The sequence below is a fragment of the Amycolatopsis sp. NPDC050768 genome (assembly GCF_040654155.1).
Classification (GTDB): Bacteria; Actinomycetota; Actinomycetes; order Mycobacteriales; family Pseudonocardiaceae; genus Amycolatopsis.
Genome location: NZ_JBFAHL010000005.1, coordinates 186,274 through 211,045, shown reverse-complemented (window position 1 = coordinate 211,045; position 24,772 = coordinate 186,274). Strand labels below are relative to the sequence as shown.

The 24,772-nt window shown below is 67.7% G+C and carries 19 protein-coding genes and 5 pseudogenes; 10 read left to right on the top strand and 14 right to left on the bottom strand.

Annotation, left to right across the window (positions count from 1 at the left end):
* Positions 1 to 201: 201 nt before the first annotated feature.
* The gene (locus tag AB0H62_RS17090) at positions 202 to 795 is read right to left on the bottom strand and encodes a TetR/AcrR family transcriptional regulator (protein WP_220241659.1); all 594 of its coding nucleotides are present in this window, start codon (positions 793 to 795) and stop codon (positions 202 to 204) included.
* Positions 796 to 919: 124 nt separating this feature from the next.
* Here AB0H62_RS17090 and AB0H62_RS17085 point away from each other — a divergent pair, with 124 nt between their 5' ends.
* From AB0H62_RS17085 to AB0H62_RS17075, 3 genes and pseudogenes are all read left to right on the top strand, one after another.
* Positions 920 to 1,759 (top strand): alpha/beta hydrolase, encoded by an 840-nt coding sequence (locus tag AB0H62_RS17085; RefSeq protein ID WP_220241658.1) that lies wholly within the window; start codon positions 920 to 922, stop codon positions 1,757 to 1,759.
* A gap of 57 nt (positions 1,760 to 1,816) precedes the next feature.
* Positions 1,817 to 3,392: pseudogene (locus AB0H62_RS17080) on the top strand (GMC oxidoreductase).
* A gap of 44 nt (positions 3,393 to 3,436) precedes the next feature.
* On the top strand, positions 3,437 to 4,456 hold the full coding sequence (locus AB0H62_RS17075) for an MsnO8 family LLM class oxidoreductase (protein ID WP_255638143.1): 1,020 nt from the start codon (positions 3,437 to 3,439) through the stop codon (positions 4,454 to 4,456).
* 158 nt (positions 4,457 to 4,614) lie between these two features.
* Here AB0H62_RS17075 and AB0H62_RS17070 read toward each other — a convergent pair whose 3' ends face one another.
* From AB0H62_RS17070 to AB0H62_RS17055, 4 genes and pseudogenes are all read right to left on the bottom strand, one after another.
* Positions 4,615 to 5,628 (bottom strand): iron-containing alcohol dehydrogenase, encoded by a 1,014-nt coding sequence (locus AB0H62_RS17070; protein WP_220241656.1) that lies wholly within the window; start codon positions 5,626 to 5,628, stop codon positions 4,615 to 4,617.
* A gap of 60 nt (positions 5,629 to 5,688) precedes the next feature.
* Positions 5,689 to 7,653 carry an ABC transporter ATP-binding protein gene (locus AB0H62_RS17065; RefSeq protein WP_220241655.1) on the bottom strand — a complete coding sequence of 655 codons (1,965 nt, stop codon included), beginning with the start codon at positions 7,651 to 7,653 and terminating at the stop codon, positions 5,689 to 5,691.
* 1,045 nt (positions 7,654 to 8,698) lie between these two features.
* Positions 8,699 to 8,804: pseudogene (locus tag AB0H62_RS17060) on the bottom strand (peptidase S1); the annotation flags it as partial.
* A 137-nt stretch (positions 8,805 to 8,941) separates the two neighbouring features.
* Complete coding sequence (locus AB0H62_RS17055; RefSeq protein ID WP_220241654.1) at positions 8,942 to 9,559, bottom strand: hypothetical protein; 618 nt, start codon at positions 9,557 to 9,559, stop codon at positions 8,942 to 8,944.
* A 195-nt stretch (positions 9,560 to 9,754) separates the two neighbouring features.
* On the opposite strand from AB0H62_RS17055, the pseudogene AB0H62_RS17050 reads away from it, so the two are divergent.
* Positions 9,755 to 9,868, top strand: a pseudogene (locus AB0H62_RS17050) (site-specific DNA-methyltransferase); the annotation flags it as partial.
* Between the two features lie 129 nt (positions 9,869 to 9,997).
* Here the strand turns inward: AB0H62_RS17050 and AB0H62_RS17045 are convergent.
* On the bottom strand, positions 9,998 to 11,008 hold the full coding sequence (locus tag AB0H62_RS17045) for a zinc-binding dehydrogenase (protein WP_220241653.1): 1,011 nt from the start codon (positions 11,006 to 11,008) through the stop codon (positions 9,998 to 10,000).
* An 87-nt stretch (positions 11,009 to 11,095) separates the two neighbouring features.
* Here AB0H62_RS17045 and AB0H62_RS17040 point away from each other — a divergent pair, with 87 nt between their 5' ends.
* Positions 11,096 to 11,755 (top strand): helix-turn-helix domain-containing protein, encoded by a 660-nt coding sequence (locus AB0H62_RS17040; RefSeq protein ID WP_255638142.1) that lies wholly within the window; start codon positions 11,096 to 11,098, stop codon positions 11,753 to 11,755.
* Positions 11,756 to 12,121: 366 nt separating this feature from the next.
* Here AB0H62_RS17040 and AB0H62_RS17035 read toward each other — a convergent pair whose 3' ends face one another.
* Entirely contained in the window at positions 12,122 to 12,481 is a 360-nt protein-coding gene (locus AB0H62_RS17035) for an HPF/RaiA family ribosome-associated protein (RefSeq protein WP_220241652.1), read from the bottom strand.
* Positions 12,482 to 13,843: 1,362 nt separating this feature from the next.
* On the opposite strand from AB0H62_RS17035, the gene AB0H62_RS17030 reads away from it, so the two are divergent.
* Complete coding sequence (locus AB0H62_RS17030) at positions 13,844 to 14,509, top strand: DUF2637 domain-containing protein (protein ID WP_360586789.1); 666 nt, start codon at positions 13,844 to 13,846, stop codon at positions 14,507 to 14,509.
* 363 nt (positions 14,510 to 14,872) lie between these two features.
* Here AB0H62_RS17030 and AB0H62_RS17025 read toward each other — a convergent pair whose 3' ends face one another.
* From AB0H62_RS17025 to AB0H62_RS16995, 7 genes and pseudogenes are all read right to left on the bottom strand, one after another.
* A complete protein-coding gene (locus AB0H62_RS17025) occupies positions 14,873 to 15,733 on the bottom strand; it encodes a YihY/virulence factor BrkB family protein (RefSeq protein ID WP_220241650.1) in 861 nt (286 codons plus the stop codon).
* 478 nt (positions 15,734 to 16,211) lie between these two features.
* On the bottom strand, positions 16,212 to 16,373 hold the full coding sequence (locus AB0H62_RS17020) for a hypothetical protein (RefSeq protein WP_220241649.1): 162 nt from the start codon (positions 16,371 to 16,373) through the stop codon (positions 16,212 to 16,214).
* A gap of 200 nt (positions 16,374 to 16,573) precedes the next feature.
* Positions 16,574 to 18,223 carry a WXG100 family type VII secretion target gene (locus AB0H62_RS17015; RefSeq protein ID WP_360586786.1) on the bottom strand — a complete coding sequence of 550 codons (1,650 nt, stop codon included), beginning with the start codon at positions 18,221 to 18,223 and terminating at the stop codon, positions 16,574 to 16,576.
* The gene (locus tag AB0H62_RS17010; RefSeq protein WP_220241647.1) at positions 18,220 to 18,534 is read right to left on the bottom strand and encodes a hypothetical protein; all 315 of its coding nucleotides are present in this window, start codon (positions 18,532 to 18,534) and stop codon (positions 18,220 to 18,222) included. The genes AB0H62_RS17015 and AB0H62_RS17010 overlap by 4 nt, the downstream gene beginning before the upstream one ends.
* Positions 18,531 to 19,052, bottom strand: a complete 522-nt coding sequence (locus AB0H62_RS17005) for a YbaB/EbfC family nucleoid-associated protein (protein ID WP_220241646.1) — start codon at positions 19,050 to 19,052, stop codon at positions 18,531 to 18,533. Before AB0H62_RS17005 ends, AB0H62_RS17010 begins: the two co-directional genes overlap by 4 nt.
* Positions 19,053 to 19,380: 328 nt before the next feature.
* Positions 19,381 to 19,510, bottom strand: a pseudogene (locus AB0H62_RS17000) (IS481 family transposase); the annotation flags it as partial.
* Positions 19,511 to 20,320: 810 nt separating this feature from the next.
* Entirely contained in the window at positions 20,321 to 21,922 is a 1,602-nt protein-coding gene (locus AB0H62_RS16995) for a carboxylesterase family protein (protein WP_255638141.1), read from the bottom strand.
* Positions 21,923 to 22,070: 148 nt separating this feature from the next.
* Between AB0H62_RS16995 and AB0H62_RS16990 the strand changes: the two genes are divergently transcribed.
* The 4 genes and pseudogenes from AB0H62_RS16990 to AB0H62_RS16975 all read left to right on the top strand — a co-directional run.
* Positions 22,071 to 23,243 carry a sensor histidine kinase gene (locus AB0H62_RS16990; protein ID WP_266118071.1) on the top strand — a complete coding sequence of 391 codons (1,173 nt, stop codon included), beginning with the start codon at positions 22,071 to 22,073 and terminating at the stop codon, positions 23,241 to 23,243.
* Entirely contained in the window at positions 23,240 to 23,926 is a 687-nt protein-coding gene (locus AB0H62_RS16985) for a response regulator transcription factor (protein ID WP_220241643.1), read from the top strand. Before AB0H62_RS16990 ends, AB0H62_RS16985 begins: the two co-directional genes overlap by 4 nt.
* Positions 23,927 to 24,005: 79 nt before the next feature.
* Positions 24,006 to 24,557, top strand: coding sequence for a hypothetical protein (locus AB0H62_RS16980; RefSeq protein ID WP_220241642.1), 552 nt, complete (start codon positions 24,006 to 24,008; stop codon positions 24,555 to 24,557).
* A gap of 32 nt (positions 24,558 to 24,589) precedes the next feature.
* Positions 24,590 to 24,704 (top strand): annotated as a pseudogene (locus tag AB0H62_RS16975) (integrase); the annotation flags it as partial.
* Positions 24,705 to 24,772: the final 68 nt, after the last annotated feature.

Here is a 24,772-nt window from a genome sequence, read left to right as displayed (position 1 = left end):
CTGCCGTGCTGTCGCGCCCGGCGCCGAACACAGGCCGGTCAACCCGTCGACAACGCAGCCCAAGGGGATGTCTGTTGGGTGGATGTCCACAGCGGAGCCTCGCCTTCGCCGTCAGCTCGCCTCGCGGCGGCGGTATCCGCTGAGGGTAACCGGCGGCTCGAGCCCGGTCATCCTCCTGCGCACGCTCGGTTGTCCGGTCGATCAGGGAGAAGTGCTGCCACCGCCGTCAATTGCGGCGGTGACGCAACGAAGCGTGGCCGCACGGATGGCGCGGCTTCGTTCGCCCGACGGGAGAGCGCGTGCGATCGTGACGGCGCCGACGACCGAGGCGACCAGTGCCCACGCGCGTTCTGTCTGCTCGTCCGGGGAGCCGGGCATGGCCGGAGTGAGCAACTCGACCAGGGCCGCCATCCGACGCTCGTACGTCTCCCGAACCGCCTCACTCGCGCGCGCGACGTCTCCGCTGAGCGCCGGCATGAGACACCCGTCCGCGATTGCCGCGCAGTGCTCGTCGCTCAGGTAGAACTGGAGGAACTCCACGAGACGACGCCGGCGCTCGTCCGGGTCGGGGGCGTCGATCACGGTGAACTCGACGCCGAGCTGCTCCTCCACCACCTGCTGGAGGAACGCCTCCTTGCTGCCGAAGTTGGAGTAGATCGCCCCCGAGGTCACGTCGGCCGCTGCCGCGAGGCCGTCGACACCGACTCCGTGGAAGCCTTTCTCCTTCAGCGGGCGAGCGGCCGCGGTCAGGATCGCGGCGCGTGCCGTCTCCTTGTGGTCTTTCGGGTAACGCACGTCGAGTCCTCGTCTTCCCACTTGCCTTCACGCTGCCACCACCATACGATAGCGATCGTTATATAGCGACCGTTATTCCATGACGGGTCACTGCCCCGAACAACGAGAGGTACGAGGACCACCCATGTCTACAAGCCACAACGAGGCCCCCACCCGCACGGTGGACGTCGACGGAACGCCCTTCGCCTATCGGGAAATCGGCGCCGGATCGGGTGTTCCGGTCGTCCTGCTGCACCACTTCACGGCCAACCTCGACGACTGGGATCCCACCGTGGTCGACGGCCTGGCCGCCGAGCGCCATGTCATCCTGGTGGACCTGCGCGGAGTGGGCGCTTCGGGCGGCACCACGCCCGACAGCGTCGAGGCCATGGCCGCTGACGCCGTTGCCTTCGTGCAGGCGCTTGGCCTGACCAGCGTTGACCTGCTGGGCTTCTCTCTGGGTGGCATGGTCGCGCAGGCCTTCGTTCAGCAGGAGCCGGCTCTGGTCCGCCGCCTGATCCTGGCCGGCACGTCGCCGGCGGGCGATGCGGGACCGGCCAACGCGTTCGGCGTGCTGCAGACTTCGGTCGAAAAGGCCACCGCCACGGGCAGGCACCCGAAGCACGTCCTGTTCTTCTCGCAGACCGACGCCAGCCAGGCCGCGGCCGACGCGTTCCTCGCTCGGCTCGACGAGCGCACCACCGACCGGGACGCCGCGGTCACCAACGAGACCATCGGGGCCCAGGCCACCGCACTGGCCAAATGGGAGCAGAGCAGTTCGCCGACCGGCCTCGCGAACGTCTCGCAGCCCGCTCTGGTGATCAACGGTGACGACGACATCATGATTCCGACCATCAGCTCGGTCAACCTCGCGCACGTGCTGCCCCATGCCCAGCTGGGCATCTACCCGGACGCCGGTCACGGCGCGCTCTTCCAGTACCCCCAGCTGTTCGTCCAGCAGGTCCTGGACTTTCTCCGCGACTGACCGCCGCGGCGACGAGATCCGAGCACCGGGTCGCGTGACCGCGGCCCGGTGCTCCCCATGTCCGCAGCAGGCTTGCATTTTTCCTGCTCCGACCAAGCCGGAAAAGGGAACCATCATCGTGACGGATTACGACTACATCGTTGTGGGTGCGGGAACGGCCGGCTCCGTGCTGGCCGCGCGCCTGTCGGAGGACCGAACGTGCGCGTGCTCCTGGTGGAAGCAGGTTCCCGGCACGCGCCCGACCTCTCGGCCGTCCCTCCCGCGTGGCCCATGCTTTTCGGCACTGACGCGGACTGGGCGGACACGACCGAACCGCAGGGCGCGAACGGGATTTCGCTGCCGTTTCCGCACGGACGGGTGCTGGGCGGTTCCTCGTCGATCAACGCGATGTTCTTCGTGCGTGGCCACCACACGAGCTACGACGACTGGGCGCGAACCGGCGCGCGCGGCTGGGGTTTCCAGGATCTCCTCCCGTACTTCCGGCGCAGCGAAAACGTGCCGGGCCGGGACCCCTCTCTGCGCGGAACCGACGGTCCTCTGACTCCGGGGCCGGCCGAACCCCTCCACCCGATCATGGAGGCCGGCCTGGCAGCCGCGGCCGAAGTGGGACACCCACTGGCCACCGACGTCAGCGGTGGCGCGGAAGAAGGGTTTGGCCGCGCCGACCTCAACATCGTCAACGGGAGGCGGCAGAGCGCCGCGGACGCCTACCTGCTGCCCGCACTGGACCGGCCGAACCTGACCATCCTCACCGACACCCTTGTGCACCGGGTGATCGTCCGAAATGGCCGCGCGATGGGCGTCGAGTACCGCGCCGGGAACGACGTGGTCATCGCGTCGAGTGCGGGGGAGGTCGTCCTGAGTTCCGGCACGATCGGGTCCGCACAGCTCCTGCTGCTCTCGGGGATCGGACCCAAGTCCCACCTGACCGAGATGGGCATCGAACCGGTGCGCGAGCTTCCGGGTGTCGGGCTGAACCTGCACGACCATTCTCTGTCGCAGGTCACCTACCGGCCGACGCAGCCGTTGCCCCCGATGGAACACAACCACAGCGGGGTGATCGGTCTGCTGCGCAGCAGGTCCGGGCTCGAGGGGCCCGACCTGCAGTTCCTGTTCTCCGACATTCCCCTCTACGGGCCTGCCTTGCCCGGCCCGGACGGGCTGTACTCGGTCGTGTTCTCGGCGATGCTCCCGCGCAGCCGTGGAACGCTGCGACTGCGGTCCGGCGACCCGGCGGACCGGCCCCGGATCGATCCGCGGTACTACACGGACGACCACGACGTCGACGTCATGGTCGCCGGATTGCGTCTGGCGCGGGAAATGGGACGCGCGAACGCTTTCAAGGACTGGCGCGGCGAAGAAGTGTTCCCTGGGCCCGGACGTGAACAGCGACGAGGAAATCCGCAACTACATCCGGCTCAGCTTGCTGACCTACTTCCACCCGGTCGGTACCTGCCGCATCGGAGACGACGACACCGCGGTCGTGGACACGCAACTGCGCGTTCACCGGATCGAAGGTCTTCGCGTGGCCGATGCGTCGGTCATGCCCTCGGTTCCTTCGGCCAACACCAACGCCACGGTCTATGCCATCGCGGAACGCGCGGCGGATCTGCTGCGGGAGAATCGCTCCTGACAAGATCACGCTGTGGAGTAACTGCGTCGAGCTGAAAGGTCAGTATGAGCGAACGCGTTGATGCACTCGAACGGACGACACCGATGGACGAGCGGACTTCCCTGCCTCCGCTGTCACTGCTCGAACTGGCGCTCGTCGAAGAGGGCGCCACGACCGCCGAGGCACTGGCGGCTACCGTCGCGTCCGCACGGCGCGCGGAGGAGCTTGGTTTCCGACGGGTGTGGGTCGCAGAGCACCACGGTTACCGTTCGGTGGGAAGCGTCGCACCAGCCGTACTGACAGCTCGACTGGCGGCCGAGACGATGCGAGTCCGGGTCGGCTCCGGTGGAGTACTGCTGACGAATCACTCCGCACTTGCGGTGGCCGAGCAGTTCACCACCCTGGCCGCGCTGTATCAGGACCGTATCGATCTCGGCATCGGCCGGGGACCCGGCACGACCGATCCCCGGGTGGTTGGCGCGCTGCGGCGATCCGGCGAGTCCTACCGCGACCAGTTGACCGAACTGCTGTCGTACCTGGCCGGCACGAGCGCCCTCCGCGTGGTACCCGGCCTGACCGCCGTCCCGGCGCCGTGGTTGCTGGCATCGAGCGCGGAGAGCGCGGCGCTGGCCGGGGAGCTGGGCTTGCCACTCGCTTTCGCCTATCACATTCGCCCGGACAACGCGATCGAGGCGGTCACCCGCTATCGGGAGGCCTTCCGGCCGTCGCAGTGGTGCGCCGACCCGTACGTCCTGGCGAGTGTCGAGACGTGCTGTGCACCCAGCGATGCCGAAGCCGCAGAGCTCGGGCTTCCGGCCCGGCACACGATGGCGTTGGCACTGCAAGGCCAAGGGCCTGATGCGAGATTGCTGAGTCCGGCCCAGGCGTCCGAAGAGGTTTTGCCGGCCGCTCTCGGTGAACGGCTTGACCGGATGCGCGCCGCGCAGGCTCACGGATCGCCGGAGACCGTGCGCCGCCGGCTGCGAGCGGTCGCGGAACTGACCGGCGCGGACGAACTGATGTTGTCCACACCGATCTACGACCCGGTATTGCGGGCGAGGTCCCTCGAACTCGTCTGCTCGTAGTCCCGGGATCCGCAACAGACCCGTCCCCGTCTTGCGGTGTCCCGCACCAAGGAGAACGGCATGTCTTTCAACGATTCTCGTTCCGTTGAGTCATCTGTGCACGCGGTGCAACGGTTCGCTGTGCCCGTCAACGCGGCGTTCGCGGAGTTCGTCCAGCGCTACGAAGCCGCTGTGCCGGCGTTGGACCTGCCCACGTTCGCGCAAACTCGCGGAACTGCTCGAGCATCTGGGTCTGCCGGTACCAGCCGAGTTGTGATGGCCAATCCGCGGAGTCGCTTTGCCGGACCGCAATCCGTCCGAGGATCCCGGTAGGCGCCGGCGTCACTGGCGTCGGTTGCGCGGGGAACTCTCGGGCTGCCGCGGGTCGCTTGGGGCTGATCGAAGGCGGCCCGCAGTTGCTCCGGATTGAGGAGCTCGTTCACTGGCCGTCCTCTGCGGTGCTCGTCACGCCCGCTACCTGGATGGGGGAGACCGGGTTCGGTTATCGCGGAGATGGGCGAGACCCAAATTTCCAAGAGTTCCGAGGCAGTCACCGCTCTGCCTTCCTGATGTCCCCGCTGGGAAACCCGCGCTCCCGCTGTGCGGGCGCCGTGGAGCAGGTTCCCGCGGGCTTCGAGGTCATCGGGATCGGCGAGGACCGCGGCCAGCGCCCGGATCCCTTCTTCGGCGGCCGGCGACGAGATCGGGTTGCGCCGTGGCGCGGCGAAGGCCTCGACGCAGTGCGCCATCACGTTGAGCCCGCTCGCGGCGGACAGGTCCACGGGCAGCGTGCAAGTGAGCTCCGGGTCGTAGATGACCGTCCGCGGCAGCATCCGCGGATCGGTCCCCGTCGTTTTGCGGGCCGCGTCGGTGAGCCCCCACACCGGAGTGACTTCCGAGCCCACGTACTTCGTCGGGATCGCGATGATCGGCGGGCCGGTGCTCAGCGCGACGGCCTTCGCCGTGGCGGTCGTCGAGCAGCTGCCGACGCTCAGCAGCGAATCCGCGCCGGCCGAGCGCGCCAGCTCGCGGGCCTCATCCGCGACCGGGACCGGAACACCGGCTTTCCTGGCACCTGGCGCTGGCCGCTCGACTGCGGGCTGTCGCCGAGCGGCCAGCGCGACACCCGGCGCGATTGCGGCCTGGACGCTGCGCAACCCGGCCGTCAGCGGGGCACCGGTTTCGGTGAGCACTGGTACTCACCGCCGGCGCGGAAGCAACCCGTGCCTGGAGATCGGTGCATTCTTTCCCAGTCACTGCGAAATGGCGGAACGGTGGCCGTCCTCTGGGTCGAAAAGCTGGCCCTGTACCCGCCAGCGGACGGGTTCCATCCCTGGACGCCGCTCGCCTTCGCCAGCCTCCGGCTTTGCCTGCGAGCCCACCAGCGCCCATGGCGACGTGGGTGGGGTGTTCGCTTCAGCCCGGTGCTGCGCGTACAGCTTGGCGTACGGTCCGCCAAGGTCCAGCAGGTCTTGGTGCCGACCGGATTCGATCAGCCGGCCGTGGTCCAACATCAGGATGTGATCTGAAGCCGGAGCCAGGGACAGATCGTGGCTGATCAGGATCGTCGTCTTGCCACTGGCGAGCCGGCGCAGTGGTTCGATCACGCGCTGGACGGCACGCGCGTCGAGCCCGGCGGTGGGCTCGTCCAGGACCAGGATCGGGGTGTCGCGGACGATGGCCCTGGCGATCGCCAGCCGTTGCCGCTGCCCACCGGAGAGCCGCTGGCCGGCGCCGTCCAGCACGGTCTGATATCCCTCCGGCAGGGCGGAGATGAACTCGTGGGCGTCCGCCGCGACCGCCGCGGCCACGATCTGGGAATCCGTGGCCGAGGGCCGTCCGTAGGCGATGTTGTCACGCACGGTGCCATGGAAGACCTGGGTCTGCTGCAGCACGAGGGTCACCTGTTCGCGCAGCGATTCGGTGGTGATACCACGCAGGTCGAAGCCGTCGAGCCGAATACTGCCTGAAGACGGGTCGGCGAAGCGCAGCAGCAATTTTGTGATGGTCGACTTGCCGGCGCCGCTGGCCCCGGTGATCACCACCAACTGGCCACGGCGGACCGTGAACGACAGCTCAGTCAGCGCGGGCCGGTCGGCCTCAGGATAGCGGTAGCTGACCCGGTCCACGTTGATCTCGCCATGGGAGTGGGCCAGCACGTGGGCACCTGCGTGGTCGACGACCGTCGGTCTTGTGTTCAGCAATTCCGAGATGCGGTCGGAGCTCGCCGTGGCCGCGTTCACCATGATCGTCAGAGAGCCGAGCTGGCGCAGGGGAGGATAGAGATAGCCGACGTATGCGGTGAACGCCAGCACGCCCCCCGGGGTCAGGTGATGCTGGCTGATCTCCCAGATCCCTGCGCCGACCACCAGCAGCAACGCCGTGACCTCCGTGATGTCCACCAACGGTGCGTACGCTCCGGACACCCGTGCTTCGCGCACCTTGGTTCGCATCCAGGACGCGCCGTGTGCGTGCAGCCGCTGTTGTTCGGTCTGCTGTTGGTTGTAGGCCTGCACCAGGGGCAGGTTCGTCAGGCTTTCCTGGACCGCAGTGGTGATCATGCCGTTGTAGTCGCGCTCGTCGCGGGAGACTGTCTTGATTCTCTTCGAAAACGACCGTGCCGCCAGTCCGAATAGCGGGGCGAGAATAAATGATGCGAGTGCCAGGTGCCAGGATACGATCAGTGCCGCGCCGGCGTAGAAAATCGCGGTCACGATCGCACTGACGGTTTCGACCGTCCCGGACGCGGTCAACTGTTCGACCATCTCGATGTCACTGGTCACCCGTGCTACCAGGTCACCGGTGTCATGCCGGGCGAAGAAGTCGGCGGAAAGCTGTTGCAGGTGTGCGTATACGGCGTCGCGCAGGCGAAGCAGGAACCGCTCTGACACCCAGGAGGTCAGAAGGCCGCCTCCGAACGAGGCGAAGCCCCCGACTGCGGCCATGCCGACCCAGATCGCGGCGGGCCGCCAGAACCCGCGGAGGTCGCCCGTGGTCAAGGCATCGTCGATGATCACACCGAAGGTCCAGATCGACACGGTCTCCGCGGCGGCACTGATCACCAGCAATAGAATGGCCAGCAGCAGCAGACGGCGTTCGGCGCGGACATAGGGCCAGAACCTCCGGAATGCCTGACGTACCGACGCCGGCTTCGCGGGGCTGTCCGCGTCGCTCGTGTAGGTGCCGCCGTCGCTCGCCGCGGGAATAATGGCGGTCACGCGCACCTCGTTTCGAGTCGTTCCATGGACTGCGGGTTGGCCGGCCGGGTCGGGGAAAGAGTGAGGGCCGGCGCTTTCGATGCGCCGGCCCCTCCCCCTCTTTCGGGATCAGGACTTGCTTGTCCTGACCATCAGAACAGGATCAGCGACCGTAGCGACGGTTGCGGTTGTACCGTCGGGAGTGGTCGTGGTCGTTGCGTCGCGAGTCGTAACGGTCGCGGTGAACCGGCTTGAAAGAACCCATCGTGATCTCCTCCTCAATACAGTTTGAATCTGTTCCGTCGGCGCGCCCCGACATCAACGACGGTACCCCGGAAATCGACTTGCAGACTTGGCGAGAGAAGTGTCGTCGAACACGTCGCATAGGCCGTGAGAACTGCGTAAGGAAAGGCGGTTTCCTGCCATGGACCATATCTGCGCAGAGTGCGCAAACGTGACGCCAACCGATGAAAGCCACACACTGCGCGACCCATAGATCAACTCCTGCGCCCACGTCGGATTGGAGCCAAACTGCCGCCGAGCTTGACATCTTCATGGGCCGGCTTGGCTCGCGCATCCCGGACACATGGGAAATAGGTGGCGCAGTAACCAACGTTGCTCGAATCGCTGTCTGGCTTGAGTTTTGACGTCTGAACTGGGTGATCAGGAACTTGATGATCACGGATGAAGCCCTGGTTGATCATGCTTCCTGCGACAGAAAGACGACCACATCAAGGGCTTCAGTTGATCAGCGTGCACGATGTCGGCGTTGCGACATCCGGAGCCTCACCCGCTCGCGGCTGGAGTTCCACCGCTGGCGAGGGACCGGTCCGCTCGTTACCGGAGTCATCGATCAAGCGAACCGTGTCGTCAGGGCTCCACCGGGCGGGCGTTCGTCCGCGGCGGCGCGGTATTCGTGGCGAGAGGTGATGCCGAGCTTGCCGAAGATCCGGGTTGGTGAGACCGCTGGGCGAATTGAGCGATTTGACTCTCCTGTGCGGCGAGTTCAGCGCTGCTCTCTCTGCGGCGTGAGTGGTCGTCACTGGCTCCCGATGCTTTCGGCGGTCAGTCCGAGGCCGAAGCGGGCGTCGGCGGTGATGATGCCGCTGATCCGGCCATGGCTGTCGGCCAGTGCGCCGCCGGAGTTGCCCAGGTTGAGCGGCGTCGGTTTGGCCGTGTACGGCGATCGTCCGAACGTCACTGCGTGCCTGCCGGAGCATTCGGCGGTCGGTTTCTCCCGCGTCCCACGAAGAAGTCACCCAGCGCGACGGGCGGTGCACTCACTGGTATTCGCGAAGCCTGGTGGGACTCAATCGCCGCACATCCAGCCGTATTTGCCGAGTCGTGGCCGGAGTACGCGGTCGACGCTCCACATGGCGTTGCCCGGAGCGGCCAGCAGGGCCAGGGCGGCGATGATGTACCCGATCGACGGGCCGATGTCGGTGGCGCCGGCCGCGGACCACGGGAGGCCGAACGCCTCCGCCGCGGACCAGATCCCGAACGAGTACACGGCGCTCCCGACATACACCACATTGCACAGCGTGCCGGTGAGCAGGCCGACCGCGATGAGCGTTTCGACAATGGCCGTCGCGACGCCCATCCCGGTGGGCGCCAGCGCCGCGATGTACTGCCACAGGTCGATCCACTGGCGGATGACGGGAGTGGCGATCTGGTCGTGGATGCCGAACTGGTGGGCGAACACCTGGCCGCGCAGGAAATCGGGGCGCCACTTGAGCGAGGCGTCGATCGCCCACACCACCCCGAACAGGATCCGCAGCACGCAGGCCAGCCGGCGGCGGCCGGAGACCGGAGCCGCCGACTGATTCGGCTCCTGCACCTCCCGGGGCACCGGGTCCGTCCTGGTTTCTTCCGCGAACTCCTGCGGATTGGCCTCGACGTCGCCGTCGTGCGGTTCTCCGTGCCTCACTGCCGCTCACCTCCCAGTGAACCGCTCGTGGATTCCCAGTGCTCCCGCTGCAGCAGCTCGAGGACGTCCTCGTCGTTCTCCACCATGGAAACCTCCTTCTTGTCACCTGAAGGCTTCCCCGGAACACGAAGTTCATGCCTCGAACTTTTCTGCGACGGACAGCTCACCCTCGTCGGCGGACGAGCGGCGGGACCGGTGTCGGTGTGGGCGACCGCCCAGACGTCACCGGCCGCGCAGCGCAAGGGCCGGTACGTGCCGGAGTCGACCGCGCACCCGGCGAAGAAGCTTCCTGCTGTCGCGGCGCACGCTTTCGACGCCGTCGTCGACGGGACCCGGTCAGGGTCGAGGGGCAGGCCGCCAAGACGTACCGGCGGGTTCGTAGTGAAGTCGGCAAGCGGGGTTCTGTCCTCAGGAGCAGCGGCGGGTGACTGATCGGGATCAGGACTGCGCGAATGTCAAGAAGACCTTGCCTTGGCGGCCGTCGGTGCCGGTCTTCGCGGAGTGGGCGAGCGCTGTCGCGAATTCCTCGAGGGGGTAGGTGGCCGCGACCGGCGTCCGGACCGCCCCTTGGGCGACCAGGTCCGCGACAGCGCGGTAGGCGTTGTGCACCTCGGCACGGTCGGTGTCGCGGAGCCAGTTCAGCATCCAGAACCCGTGTACGTGCAGGTTGGCGAAGGCGAGCGGCGGGAGCGCGATGGGCTGCCGGTCAAGTGCCGCGTAGGCGACGACGGTGCCGTTGTATCCGAGGTAATGCATGGCGGTCGGCACCGCGGAACCGGTCGCGGCGAGTAGCAGCCGCATTTTCTCCTCGCCGAGCACGGCGGTGATGCCTTCGGCGAGGTGGTCGTCGTCGTCGACCAGGACAGCGTCGGCTCGTTCATCGACCAGTTGCACGGCCTCCGGTCGTCGGACGATGTTGAGCGTGCGCAGACTCCGCTGGTGGGCAAGGGCGATCACGGCGCCGCCGACCGCGGAGTTGGCCGCGGTCTGCGCGACCCAGTCGCCCTTCTCGAGAGTGCCGTGGTCGAGCAGCTGATAGGCGGTGATCAGGATGACGCCCACGGCCGAGAGCTGCACCGGGTCGACGTCCCCGTCAACGGCGACGACGTTCGCAACATCGACGTTGACCCGGTTCCTCCAGGAGAACTGCTCGCCGGTCGGGATGATCAAGACCCGGTCGCCTGCCCGGTGCCCGTAGGCGCCGGCGGCGACCTCCGGGCCGACGGCCGAGATGCGGCCGACACCGGACTGGCCCACCCCGGAGGGAAGTGCCGGCTGCAGGCCGTAGCGGCCGCGGACGAAGTTCAGATCCGCCGGGTCGACCGGGGCGGCCTCCAGATCGACGGTGACCTGGCCGGCCCCGGGAGCCGGCAGGTCGAGATCGACGAGGGAGAGCACGTCGGCGGGTTCGCCGAGGGAGTCGAACCGCAGGCCTCGCGTGGTGGTCATGGGGAGCTCCTGGCGTTGTTGGTGCTACTTTAGCACTGGCTAGTTTGAAGCTAGCACCATCAGGAGCGATTCTGGTAGTGTGCGTTTGTGACGGAGCGGAGCTACGACGATGCGTGCGCGATGGCTCGCGCACTGGACGTGGTCGGCGAGCGGTGGACGTTGCTGGTCGTCCGGGAGCTGCTACTGGGGCCGAAGCGGTTCGGCGACCTGCGCAGCGGATTGCCGACCATCAGCCAGAACGTGCTGACCCGCCGCATCCGCGAGATGGAGCAGGCGCGACTGGTCGAGCGGATTCTGCTCGACCCGCCGGCCAACACCCCGGCCTACCGCCTCACCACCCGTGGGCTTCAGCTGCGGCCCGTGCTCATCGAGCTGTCCCGGTGGGGTGTCCTCCAGCCCGCGCCGCCCGGGGCCGAACAGAGCCCTGCCGCGCTGCTGCTGGGTTTCAGCGCGCTCTACGAACCGGCGCGCATGGGCGCGACCACGACCGCCGTACTCACGATCGGCCGGGAGAACTTCACCCTCACCGCGTCCACCAATGGCCTTCAGGTCGAACAGGGCGCCGTCGGCGACGTCGACTTTCGCGCGACCGGCACGGTCGGCGCCCTCCGGGCCACTCTGGGCAGGGGCGGCGACCCCAAGTCATTCGAAGACACCGGCGAGCTGACCATCATCGGTGACCGCGCGGGCTTCGCCCGCCTCAGTCACTGCTTTCCCGCGCCGGCACTCTTGGGCAGTACCACCTGACCGCTGGCTTGGATCGCCGTGGTGGCGGGCTCACGGCGGAGGTTCTGGTTGCTGTGCACTGTCGACCGGCGATTCGTGCAATCAATGACGTTGATTCAGTTTGATTCAACGGAGGTACACATGACGCACCCCTCGCTGTGGGACGCCGTCCGCGAGGAAGAGAGAGCTGCGCGTTCGTCGCCGAGCCTCTTGTCGGCCGCGCTTGGACGTGCCGGAAACGATCGCGATCAACGTCGCGGTGGCCGGTCGGGCTGGTTCGGGTGAGAAGGAAGCAGGACCCGGTCGATGTCGAGGAGTACGTCGATTCGGCGTCGCGTGAGGAGGACGGCGAGGGTGGCACCTGGGCGCTGAGCAGAGCCGCACGGTTCAGCGTTGGTTGTCGCTCGGCATGTGCCGGATGGACTCGCCTCCTTTGTGGTGGCTGGTGCGGCCGAACAGGGTGGCGAGGACATGCTCGATCCTGGACACTGCGCCGTTGAACGCGTCGTCCACCGAGCCGGCGCGGTTCGTGACGACGACCGGCTCTCGCGCGATGGGGAAGGCTTCGATCACGCACCGCAGGTCTTCCCCATCGGTACCACCGCCCATTTCGTCGCTCAGGTGGACGTCCAGGCGGGTGAGGCGGTCGCTGAACCGTGCGAGCTTTGATTCGAGCGCGGTCTCGAAGCTCTGAATCAGCTCCGCGTCGCGGTGCAGGTTTCTGTCTGTGCTGATCTGGATCTGCATTCCCTGGTTCCTTTCTGCACACGCGAGCACAGCGGTGACAATGAGAAGGACATCGCACGACAGTGTAAGCCGCTGGTCCCGTGGTCGAGTTCTCCACTGAGGGGCCTAGCTGTCGGAGTCGTGGCTCGTCCACGGTATCCGACACGTTGTCGATGTCTTTGGTAAGTCTCATTTGGTGCGCGGTTGCGCGTCACGGGCCTCAACCGCCGTAACTAGACCGTCGCGTTGCCCGGCGTGCGGTCGGGCGGCGACTGGCAGTGTCTGCCGGTCGTGACCGAGGAGTGAGAATCCGGAGACGGTCATGAGGCGTCGAGCGCGAGTGGGCCGACGGTGTTATCCCACGCGAGGAGGAGCGCGTGGAGGGGGCTGTAGCTGATGATGGCGGAACCGAGTGCGACGGTTCTTGCTTCTTCGTGCCGGGCGAGTGTCCAGTGCCAGGTGTGTGGCTGTGGTGGCGAGTCAGGTGTGGAGCACATTGGCGGCGATCGCCATGACCGACCCGAACACGAAACCGATCCATGCCGCCGCACGAGAAAGTGCCGTGGTGCCGGCGCCACATGGGCTGGTGTCACCAGCCGTCGAGTTGGCGGAGGCCCGGGGCGTCAGTTGCCGCGTGACCGAACTCTGGTGACTGGCGAAGGGCTGGCCGCCAGTGCGCGGGGTCCTGGTCCATCCGTGGACGTCTGTGATGGCCGCTGTCGGTCCGCGGCGGTCACCAAGAGCGCCGTGGACGCTGAAGCGGCATCGGGTAGCCCACAACGTGGGTGTTCGTGTCGGCGCACAGCCGGATGGTGCGCTTGCGCCAGTTGACGTCGCGGAGCCGGAGCCGGGCGCGGCGTCAGGCGATGTTGAAGACCAGCAGTTGGCGATGGCGACTGCTGAGCAGCGGATGCGGACGTTCTACCTGGCGGAGCGGTCCGCTGGACGCATCCCGACGGGCGCAGACCTAGATCGACTCGCCGGTACGAGCAACTACGGTCGGAAAGTGCTCCAACGCCGGCGACTCGTTGGTGACTGCCCAGGTCTCACCATGCCTTCGGAGCGCAAAGCCTCGGGCTCGAGCCCTCCGTCGGAGAGTAAAGCACGGGTTCTTGAAACCGCTGGTTAAGAGTTCGCGGCCTGACCTGTCGGACGGTGCCGAGTGATGCCGGAGAGCGTCGTTTTCCTGGGCTGTCGGGTGCCTGCGGTGTTGGTGTGTGCCGGCGTCTGCCGTCGTGTTTCCGACCTCTCGGGCTCGCGGGTGCCGGGTGGTGTTGCCCGGTCCGGATCATTTTTGGTGGTCGGCGTGGCGTCGCTCGCGCACCTGGACGAAGCTGGCCTGCTCAAGACCTTGCTCTGTCGATTCAGTGCGTCTGCACCGGCTTGGTTGCGCTCGGCGCGGCGTATGCGTCGTATCGGCACGGACGCGGGTTCGCGCTCCGGTTCGGTGCGGACGGGGTTACGGCGTCGATCTGGCCGCTGCTCGTTGACGGCTTGCTGACGATCGCAACGGTTGAGCTGTGGAAGAGCCACCATGGTGCTCGGCCGGAGGGTCGTCGGGTGGCGTGGCTGGCGTTCGTGTTCGGCATCTGTTTGTCGCTGGTGGCGAACATCGGCTCGGCGCCGATGCTGCGCGCGCTTCAGGTGACGGTGGCTGCTTGTCCTCCGTTGGTGTTGCTGTTGGCGGTCGAACTGCTCAACGGCGCACTGAAGCGCCGGACAGCGGTCGAGACTGGCTCCGAGACGGCTTCCGCACGCCGAGAGCGGAGCGAACGCTGTCTCGACGACGAGTCGGGTCACGAGACCGCCGAGATTGTCGGCTTGCACTCGGTCTCGCATCCGTCCACAGCGGGCGGGATGACGGCCGAGCAGCGGATGTGGGAGCACTACCTGCGTGAAGCAGCCGGCGGTCGGACTCCGAATGGTGCCGAGTTGGATCGGGTGGCCGGTACGCACAACTACGGCGGGTCTTGCGCCAGTGGCGAGCGGCCAAGAAGATCCCTCGAAGTCCGCGGTCCGAAGTCAGCGTTGCCAGCGTCGACTGATTAGCTCCACAGATGGACGGACCAGCTAGAAGTCGCGTGAGTTGCACCCAGGCGCCTGCGCCGGTAGGCCGATGAACGGTGGGCCTGCGCGGTGCCGCGCGGGGTACACCGAAGGTGAGTAGCGCGGACTACCGGTTCATCCTGGCCAACGAGCGCACCTTCCCTGCGTAGCTGCGCACCGTACTTGCGTTGAGCGCCCGGCGCGGCGGCGGATCACGGTGTCTCCACAGGTGAGTCGGCGTCGGCGAGGAGGCGGGCGATGTTGTGTCGGCGCTGTTCTAGTCGGTGGGCCGGCAGCGGCGGGAGCGCTGCTGGGTTGGTCAGGGTGTGGTCGAGCCGGCAGTGTTCATGGCGCGGAGTTTGAGGCTCACTTCTTGATGGTGCACCTGACTGACCGGAGGTCGATCTCCACACCGATCAGCAGGGCGAAGTGGCCCACCCATAGCCACGCGAGAAAGATCACCACAGTGCCGAGCGCGCCGTAGCCACCAGTGGCGAAGTTCGCGTTGTACCAGGAGAACGCGCCGGAGCCGGCGAGCCAGAGCAGCACGCCGACAACGCCGCCCCGGCTCACCCATTTAGCTCGCCCGCGCGGGGCTCCCGGGGTGGCCGGCAGCCCCCGCTGCAGCAGCCCGAAGAAGATCAGGAGCACTGCGAACAACAGCGGCCAGCGCAGTACGTGCCAAAGGCGCGCGACCAGGTCGGGCAGCCCGACCGCCCGCTCGAGGGCGGCGCCGAGCGGACCGCTGGCCAGCAGCGCGAGAGTGATCCCGGCCAGCAGGGCGAGCATCAGGAGAGTCAGCGGAAGCCGCGAGAACTTGGCGACCCAGGGCAGTCGGGTGTCTGGCACGCCGCGGATCCCGCCGATCGCGCGTTGGCAGGCGGCGACGTAGCCCGAGACCGCCCACACGCTCGCGACCAGTCCGACCCCCACGACAGTTCCGGCCGCGGTGCGGTCGCGCAGGGCGTCGCGCAGAACCGGGCCTACCCCGGCGGCGCCGGCCGGCAGCAGCTCGACAAAACCATCAACGACGACGTCGGTGTCGGGAGTGGAGCGCAGGGTCAGCTCGAGAATTGCGACCAGCACGATGAGCGCCGGGAAGATCGCCAGCAGGCCGAAGTAGGTCAGTGCTGCGGCTCGGTCGGGTAGCTGGTCCTCGGCTGTGACCCGCAGGGCGGCCTCGACTCGGCTGCGCAGCGCGCGAACCAGCGGAGCCGACTTTGTCACGCGCTCATGCACCTCCTTTCGCCAAGTCTGCGCCGGCTTCGTCGGCGTGACCTCGTCCGGGAGGGTGGAGACCTCGAACTGCGTCCCTCCATCCCCATCGTCTTGTGCGACACCCGTTGCCGCAGCGACGCGCCAAGACCCCGGGCCCGGGCGCGTAGCGAGGCGTTTCTCACCCTGGAAGGGTGATGTGTCAGCGGTGGTCTCGGTGGTGGTCGTGCGAGGTTGCGAACACGAACGACACGAAGGTTAATGATCTTGGAATGAGGACCACCCGGGGTTTGGTGTCAAGCGGCGGTTGGTTTGGCGCAACGTGTTCGGGCGTGTGGGCGTGTCGTTGGTGAGCTGCTGGTAGACGACATCGGCGAGGTATCGAGATGGGAAACCTGGCGGCTCGCGACGCGCCCGTTCACCGGCTGTACTCGGTGCTGCGGGTGGTCAACCGGCACGATAGTCACCGCAGGTGGCGAGCGGTCCGCGGTCACGCCGTCGGCGCGTATCTCAAGGTCGCGGCGACGTCGCCGCCGCCGGGGACGTCCTCGTGGCGGACTGCGAGCAGGTAGGCGCCCGACAGCCAGGCGCGGCGCGCGATCTCGTCGACGAGCTCGACGGCGCCGGAAGCTCCGAAGGTCACCTCGCCCAAGTCGTCGACCTCGCCGCGGGGACGGCACCACCACCTACACCTGGGACGCGCGCGGTCAGCTGGCTTCGTCGGCCAAATCCGGCCAGACCACCGGCTACGGCTACGACGGGTCGGTCTCCTGGAGTGTTTTGGTAAGCCCTGGGTCCGGATGTCCATTGAGGACACCCGAACCCAGGGCAACACTCACGCGTTCTTACCCCTCATTCATCGGGGAAGATGCCCGCGGCCTGCATTGCGGGGAATGCTCCGAACCGGATAAAGTCGATAGTGCTCTTCGTTATGAACGCCGTTCCGCTGTGAGTCGAATCGGTGAAAGTCTTGATGGTGTCTTCAACCTTTTCCACGATTTGGGGGTCCACGCCCGCCTTTTCGAGCGCTGGCGGGCCCCCATCCATCACCTTGAGGATCCGGTCCATCTTGGACCCGAAATCGTCAAGCTGCTGACTTGTGATGTTCTTTTCTGGGTGCTCGTCAGCGTATTTCCTTGCGCCGTCCATGAACAGGTCGCGGGTCTTTTCCGTATTTTTGTCAGAGAGCCAGGACTTGTCCTTGCTATCGGCGTTCTGGGCATCGCCAGGGTTTCCGTCGGTGTTGCCGGTATCGTGGCCGCCGCCGGTGCCGCTGCTTTCGGGGGTGTTGGGCCCGCCGTCGAGCCTGCCCGAGATCGATCCGCCTGACGAGTCGGGACTGTTGCCGCCGCCGCTGTTTTCGGGGGTGTTGGGGCTGTCTTTGGGCGGGACGGGTGGTGGGACGTCGTGGCTGCTGTCGGTGTTGTTGTCTGCCCACGGGTTGTATGTGGGGTCATCGTCTGCTCGCGTATTGCCGCCGCCACTGCTTTCGGGGGTGTCGTGGCCGTCTTTGGGTGGGACGGGCGGCGGAACGTCGTTGCTGTCTTTGGGCGGGACGGGTGGTGGGACGTCGTGGCTGCTGTTGGTGTTGTTGTCTGCCCACGGGTTGTATGTGGGGTCATCGTCAGCCCGCGTATTGCCGCCGCCGCTTGCGGGAGCGTCGTGGTCGCCGCTGGTGGATGTGGGCACGGTGTCATCCGCGGCCTTGGCAGCGTCGTCCCCCAAGCCTTGGGTGCCCTTTCCGAGGTCTTTGATCCCCTTCGCTGCGGAGGAGAGCTGCTTGGTCAGCTTCGCGATTTGGGTGGCGATCTTGCCCATCGCGATGGCGACCGTCGCGACTACGGTGCCCAGGAAGATGCCGATCGAGCTTCCGAACGTGAATGGCATGGCCGCAACCGCGGCGATCGCGCCCGCGAGAATGCCGCCGAGTACGCTGGCGATGAAGTCACGGATGATCCCTCGGATGGCGCCGATGACAGCGCCGCAGATCGACATGGTCTTTTTCGCAGATTCGAGGGAATTACCCAGCGCCGTGAGTCCCTCGGCGAGACCGTCCGTGTTCTCCTTGAACTTGTCCGCGGCATCACCCGACCACGAGTCCATGAGAGCGCCGAGGTCGTTCTTGAGGTCCTGGGACCACCCGTCGACCTTGTCCTTCTCGTTGCCGATGGCGTTCGTCGCGACCGTGATGCCGTCTGGGTCACCCATCAACATGTCGAGCGGCACACGGAACGGCGTGACGTGCTCGATGAGCCAGCCGATCCCGGCGGCGAACACGGTGCCGAGCGGATCGATCGCCAGCCCGAGAACGTCGAGCGCGAGGCCGGCGCCCGCGATGCCCTCTGTCACCTTGTCGTTATTGTGGACGGCCGCCTGCAGGACATCGATCGTGTTGACGATTCCCGCGCCGTTGGTCCGGGTGTTGTCGGCGGTGATCGTATCTTTCGGATTGTGCCAGAAGTCGTTGGGCTTGTAGGATTCCTTATCCTCGATGGCGCTCACAGCTGGTACCTCGAGATCGAGTCGCTCGCGCCATCCTCCTGGGCTTCGTAGGCCTTCTTGGCCTGGTCGAGCTTCTCCTTGTGCTTCTCGAGAGCCTCGCCGTATTTGGCGAAGGCTTGACTCGCGCCGCTGCAGTAGATGCTCGCAGCCATGCCGATGATCTGGCCACCGAGAATGCCGAACAGGCCAGGATCGGCGATCATGTGGCCCACAAGATCGCCGGTGCCGCGCACGTTGTCCGAAAGCTCGTTCAGCTTGCCGCCGAAGGTGTCAAACGCGGCGGGATCTTTGATTTCGTATCCACCGCTCACCACGGGTCCACCTCATCGTCATCTGTGTCGTCGCGGGCAGGGCGGCGTCGCGGTGCGGGCCTCGACGCCGGCGGCGGGTTCGTGGGCGGCTTCGGCGGCGGGGGAGCTTGGTCCGGCTCGGGGTTCTCGACGAACTTGTTCTGGTCTACCTCGTCGTAGGCCGCCGGTTCCGGCGGGAGGAAACTCTTCATCATCTCGACCGCTTGGCCGCCACCGAGGATGGACTCCACCGAGTTCGTGACTGCGCGCGCGGTCTGGCTCTGCGCCTGGCGCACGGTCTCCATGATCGCCGCCGTCAACCGGGCCTCCCCGAGCTCGCACGCGCGCCTGCCGAGTCGGATGTTGCGCAGCGCACCGTTCGGCGCCAGTGTCACCGTGACCGCGCCGTCCCGTGAAGTCACGGTCGCGGCGGCCGCAGCGAAAGCTTCATGTAACGCGGATGCCCGTTCCTGCATTTGACTGGCTTGTCGTTCGAGATAGTACTGGAGATCCTCGCCGGACCTCAGATTCGGCTCCACCTTGCTCCTTCAAATACACCGCGCTGTCGACAGCACGCAACCGGACGCTGTCACGAAAGCGGAGAAGTTCTCCGCTCACGTGCCCAACTACCGTCCGCGTTGCCGCCGGGAGTGATGAAATGCCCGCGCCAGCAACGAGTCAAGGCCGACGCGGAGGCGGCCGAGGTCCTTAACGTCCTTTTGTCGTCGTGCAGTGGTCCAGATGACTCAGCCGCCTCGAAAGTGCCCCAGATGACAACCGAAGTCTGGGCAGCCCTGTCGAGGCCCTCCTCAGTCGTCTGCTGCGCGCGTACAGCGCCGTGGTGAGGGCACCTGTACGCCGTGGTGTTCGAGTGCCGCCGCCGTCGGGAATGCGGCCGGTCTTCTTGACCTCCATGCGGGGCCGGCTCGCCAGGTCGGTCCCGTTCGTAGCGCACCGCTGTGGTCTTGCCGGCCCGGATCACCTCGCCGATCAGGGGGCTGAGTGTCGCCAGTGGCGGGATACTGTTGCGGGCCAGCACATACGGTCTATTGTGGAGTGTGTAGTTCGAGGGCGGACATGGTTGCTGCCACGCCAGGTTCGGCAGATCGTTTGATCAGTGGGTGGCTGATCGTGCCGGGACCGCGGCCGTAGCCGTCGAGTTTGTGCTCGTGGGCCCACCTCGAGCCGACGGGGAGCCGGCCGCCATCGGGCTTGGCGAGCATCGGCTCAACCCAGGTAGGTGTGCGGGGGGTGGGGTGGGTGTGCGTGGTGCTCGATATTCGTGGTCAGGGCAGTGTCGGCGCGTGTGGTCTGTCGGCGGCCGAGGGAACGCTGAACAGCCTGTTCTGGACTTGCTGATGTTCACCGTCGCGCCCTCGATGCGGCTCTGACCTGCGAAGAAACATAAAGTCAGTACCGATCATTGAGCGGCGACAAGCCGGGCACGGCTGTCGAAGTGGTTGCCGACCCGAGGGGCGGCGGTGGACCTGCATCGACCCGATGAGATCGACTTCGGTGTGTGCACCGGCACCGCACTTGTCGACCTCTCGATGATCTTTGGGTGGGTCTGGAGCCCATGCCCGTCACCCCGGAATTACGCGCCCGTACGAGCGGGCTGGCCGTAGTGTCCTATGTGGTCTTCTTCCTGATCTCTCTCGCCCCTTCCCACTCTGCTGGGGCAAAAACGGCGCGGCGTCCGTCGTGACGCCGCGCGCTGATCGCCCGCCGGTAGCTTCTGCCTCACCTTTTTTTGTGATCTGGTACCGAGTCGGGAAACATTCTCTCGTCTCCTCGGATGGTGCGAGCGCTACCGTCGGACGGTCTGCCAGAACGGGCAGTGGTGTTCGGTTGAGAAGTCGATCTGCTGGGTGCCGGCGGCGGTGAAGGACGGCATGGTGGTCGGCTGGTAGCGCGGCCACCGCGGGGCGCCGTCGGCGTTGGGGTCGCCGGTTCTGGCGAAGGCGGCCCAGTACCCGATCAGCTGGTGGGACAAGGAGATTTGCCCGGCGTCCGGCGGGGCCGCGGGCGGTCCGGCGAAAGTTCCGTCGAACAGGTAGGGCAGTTCGGCGCTGTGCGCGGCGCCCATGGGGAAGTCGAGGATGTGCTGGCCGTCGTCCTGTGCGAATTCGTAGGCGTAGACGTGCGCGTACCGGGCGGCTGCCTGATCGGCGAGGGCCGCGGGGCACGCGCCGAGTTTTGCTCCGCGGCCGGTCAGCGCGGTGGCCAGTGCGATTCCGGGCGTCGAGAACCGGTCAGCCGGGTACTCCGCGAGCACCCGGTCGGTGTCGGGGCCGAAGAGCTCCCCCAGCGCGGCCGCATAGCCCGCAGCGGTCACGGGTTTTCCGCGGGCGTCGTTGTCGAGCGCGACGAACGGGCGCATTTCGTCGCGGTTGGTGCCTTGGATGATCGGAATGCCCGCGGCAAAGCCGTCGCGGAGTGCGTCGAGCGGCTGCCGGGGGAGTGCCGGGCTGCCGGCTACGGGGCTCCAGGGCATGTCGCGGAGCCGGTTGGTCGCACGGAAGGCGTCGTCGGTGTCCAGCCCGATCAGGTCGGCTGCGGGAATGGCGCGCAGGCAGGCCGCGACGTCGGCGGGTGCGGCACAGCCGAGGCGCGCCGCGGTGCGCCCGCCGCGTCGTTGTGCGTCCGGCTGCGACACGAAGCTGTTGCCGCACGGTCCACTCTGCACGATCGCCTTGTCGAACAGCCCTTGTGCTGCGGGCGCGGCGAGCTGGGCACAGACGCTGAACGCACCCGCGGACTGGCCGGCGAGCGTGACGTTGTGGGCGTCACCGCCGAAGGCCTGGATGTTCTCCCGGACCCAGCGCAATGCGGCTTGCTGGTCGGCGAGCCCGTAATTGCCTGCCCAGGTGTCGTGGAGCGCGGGTTCGTCGAGGAATCCCAGCGCTCCGAGCCGGTAGTTCACGGTGACGACCACAACGTCGCCGGTGACGGCCAGCCGGGACGGGTCGTAGTCGCTGCCCGCGCCGTTGACGAATCCGCCGCCGGGAAGCCAGACGAGGACGGGCAGGCGCGGGTTCCCGGACATGACGGGCGTCGTGACGTTCAGATACAGGCAGTCCTCGTAGCCGATGACTGTCGGCCCGCCTGCCGGATCGGAGCCGGGTTGCGGGCAGCGGTTGCCCGGGGCGGTGGCCGCCCGGACCCCGTGCCAGTGCGGGACCGGTGCGGGCACACGCCATCGCCGGTCGCCCACCGGGGGCGCGGCGTACGGAATCCCGGCGAACGTCCGATGCTCGCCGGCGACGACGCCGCGCAGCTGTCCGTCGTGGACCTGCACCAGATCGGGCCCGGCCGCCTCGCCCGAGGCCGAGCCGGGCAGGCAGGCGAGCAGCGCTGCTGCCGCGGTTACCCCGAGCCCTGCGCGGAACATCCTTCGAAAAGTGGTCATGGCGGGCATCATGCGGTGATCCGCGGCTGGTCCGCGTCGCGTCACAGGCGTATCTCCGGCTGCTCCCCCGGGAGTACGTCCAGGGGCGTAGCGGGAAATGCGCTTCCAGGCGGACGCGTCAGCGCGGCGACGCGCGGACGATGGCCGGGTGGCACCTCGCCGTGGAATCGCCGGGCACCGCCGTCTGCCGGGCGGCGGTAACCCGCTGCTCGGCTTGGCTTTCGCCGCGGCTGCGGCGGGAGTGGCGGCCGCGTTTCAAAGCGGGCCGTGGGCCGTGGGGTGCGTGACGGCCGCGGCGGCCGGTGCGGCCGTGGCGTGGTGGCGGGTGCGGCCGACGCTCGCCGTGGTGATCGGATTCGCTGCGTATGCGGCGGATCTGGCGTCGGGCGTGGCCCCCGCACCGGTGTTCCTGCCGCTGATCGTCACGTTCGCCGCCGCGGTGGTGCTCGGCAGCAGGCCGGTCGCGTACGCGGTTCTCGTCGCCGGGTATGTGCTGGCCGTGTTCGTTCCGGTGCCGGGCTGGGACCCGCCGAGCGTGGCGTCGGGGGGCGGTTTGGCGGCGTGGTTCCTCGTGCTGGCCGTTGCCGCGGAACTCGTCCGGGTGCGACGGCAGGCGCGCCGCGCCCGGGAGGCCGAACTGGCGGGTGCGGCGCGGACCCGCCAGGAGCAGGAATTGCGTCGCGCCGGGGACGAACGCCTGCGGATCGCGCGCGATCTGCACGACGTTCTCGCTCACCAGCTGGCCCTGATCACGGTTCAGGCCAACGCCGGGCTCACTCTGCTCCCGCGGGATTCGCGAGCCGTCGAGCAGGCGCTGACGGCGATCAAGGACGCAGGCAACTCCGCGCTCGGGGAGCTGCGTGCAGCATTGGACGCACTCCGCTCGCCCGGTGCCGGGGCCGCTCCGTACCGTCCGAGCCCTCGGCTTTCCCAGCCCGGCGACCTCGCCGAACTGCTCGACGGAGCGCGCGCGGCGGGGCTGCGCGTCACGACTGACACCGCGGGCCCGCTGCCGGTCCTGCCTGCTCCGGTTGACCAGGCCGCATACCGGATCGCGCAAGAAGCGGTCACCAACGCGATCCGGCACGCCGGCGCGGGCGCGACTGTCGGGCTTCGCGTGGCCTGCACCGAAGGACGGCTGGAGCTGACTGTCACCGACGACGGCGGCGGACGTCCCGGCAGCCGGACGGCCGGAGGCGGCAACGGGCTGCCCGGGATGCGGGAACGCGCCACAGCGTTCGGCGGGATGCTCACGACTGGGCCGGTACCCGGAGGCGGTTACCGGGTGGCCGCCGTCCTGCCGATCGGCGGCGCCCCGTGACCGCGCCGGGCGCGATCCGGGTCGTCCTCGCCGATGACCAGGCACTGGTGCGCGCGGGTATCCGAGTGCTTCTGGAGACCCGCCCGGACCTCGTCGTGGTGGGCGAAGCCGACGACGGCGAAACCGCTCTCGCCCTCGTGCGGGAGTTGCGGCCCGACGTCGTCCTGATGGACATCCGCATGCCCGGCCTCGACGGACTGGCCGCGACCGCGCGGATCGCCGCCGACCCGACGTGCGGCGGGACCCGCGTCGTCATGCTCACCACGTTCGACCTCGACGAGTACGTGTTCGAAGCGCTGCGGCGGGGCGCGGCCGGATTCCTGGTGAAGAACAGCGAACCGGACGAGCTCGTGCGGGGCGTCCGCGCCGCCGCGGCCGGGGACGCCCTGCTCGCCCCCGGCGTCACCCGCCGGCTGATCGCCGAGTACGCCGCGCGGACGAAGCCGGCTCCGGTGGCCGCAGCGGAGATCGCCGCGCTGACCGAGCGGGAACGCCAAGTCCTGGCCCTTGCCGGAGCGGGACTGTCCAATGCGGACATCGGCGCCCGGCTGTTCGTCAGCCCGCTGACCGCGAAAACCCACGTCTCTCACATCATGGGCAAACTCTCGGTGCGAGACCGGGCGGGACTGGTCGTGCTCGCGTACGAGACCGGGCTGGTCCGCCCCGGCTGGATCGGCGAGTGATCGGTACTCCCGGGGGAGTGCCGGGAAACGCTCCTCCGCGCCGACGCGCTGGGACCCACCGGTTCCGCACGCTGGCGGCATGACCCCGACACTCAGCCGGAGAACCCGGCGGATCGCGCTCCTGGCTCACCTCGTGTCCTCGATGAGCTGGCTGGGACTGGACCTCGTGCTGCTGGCTCTCGGCGTGCACGCGGCAGCCGACCCTGCCGAACGGCACGCGTCATACCTCGTGATGGTGCTGCTGCTCGACACCCTCCTGGTGCCCGTGAGCCTCGCCTCGATCGGCTCCGGCCTGCTCCTGATGCGTGCGGGCCCGTGGCGTTTCCGGCGTGATCGCTGGGCCACGGTGAAACTGGTGGTCAGCGTCGTCGCTCTCCCCTTGGCCTGGTTCGCCTTGCGCCCTCGCGCGGCCCAGGCTGCGGCGGCGACCGCGCCCGGCGCCGATCCCGGGCCCTTGTTCGCGACGCTGTACGCGCCGGGCCCGACACTCGTCATCGCTCCGGCCGTCGCTTGCGCGCTGTACCTCGCCGCAGCGGCGCTCGGCGTGTACAAGCCATGGCGCGCCCGGGCATCCGGTCGGCACGCGCCGGGGAGCTTCCGCTCGAATGCCGTCGACTCACGATCCGGATAGCCGATGAGAGCGGGTCAGGAAGCGATGCTGCACCGACGTTCACCTTCCATGAGGGCCGGCACACGCACAGCACGTGGCCGACCGAGGACGGGGATCCCTGAGGTCGCGCGACGGGCGCGGTTGGGGCGGAAGATCCCAGCGCTGGCCCTATTTTGCCGCGCCTTGTCGTGAAGCATCGAATCCAGGCAAGGGCGGGCTCGGGGAAACTCACGGGT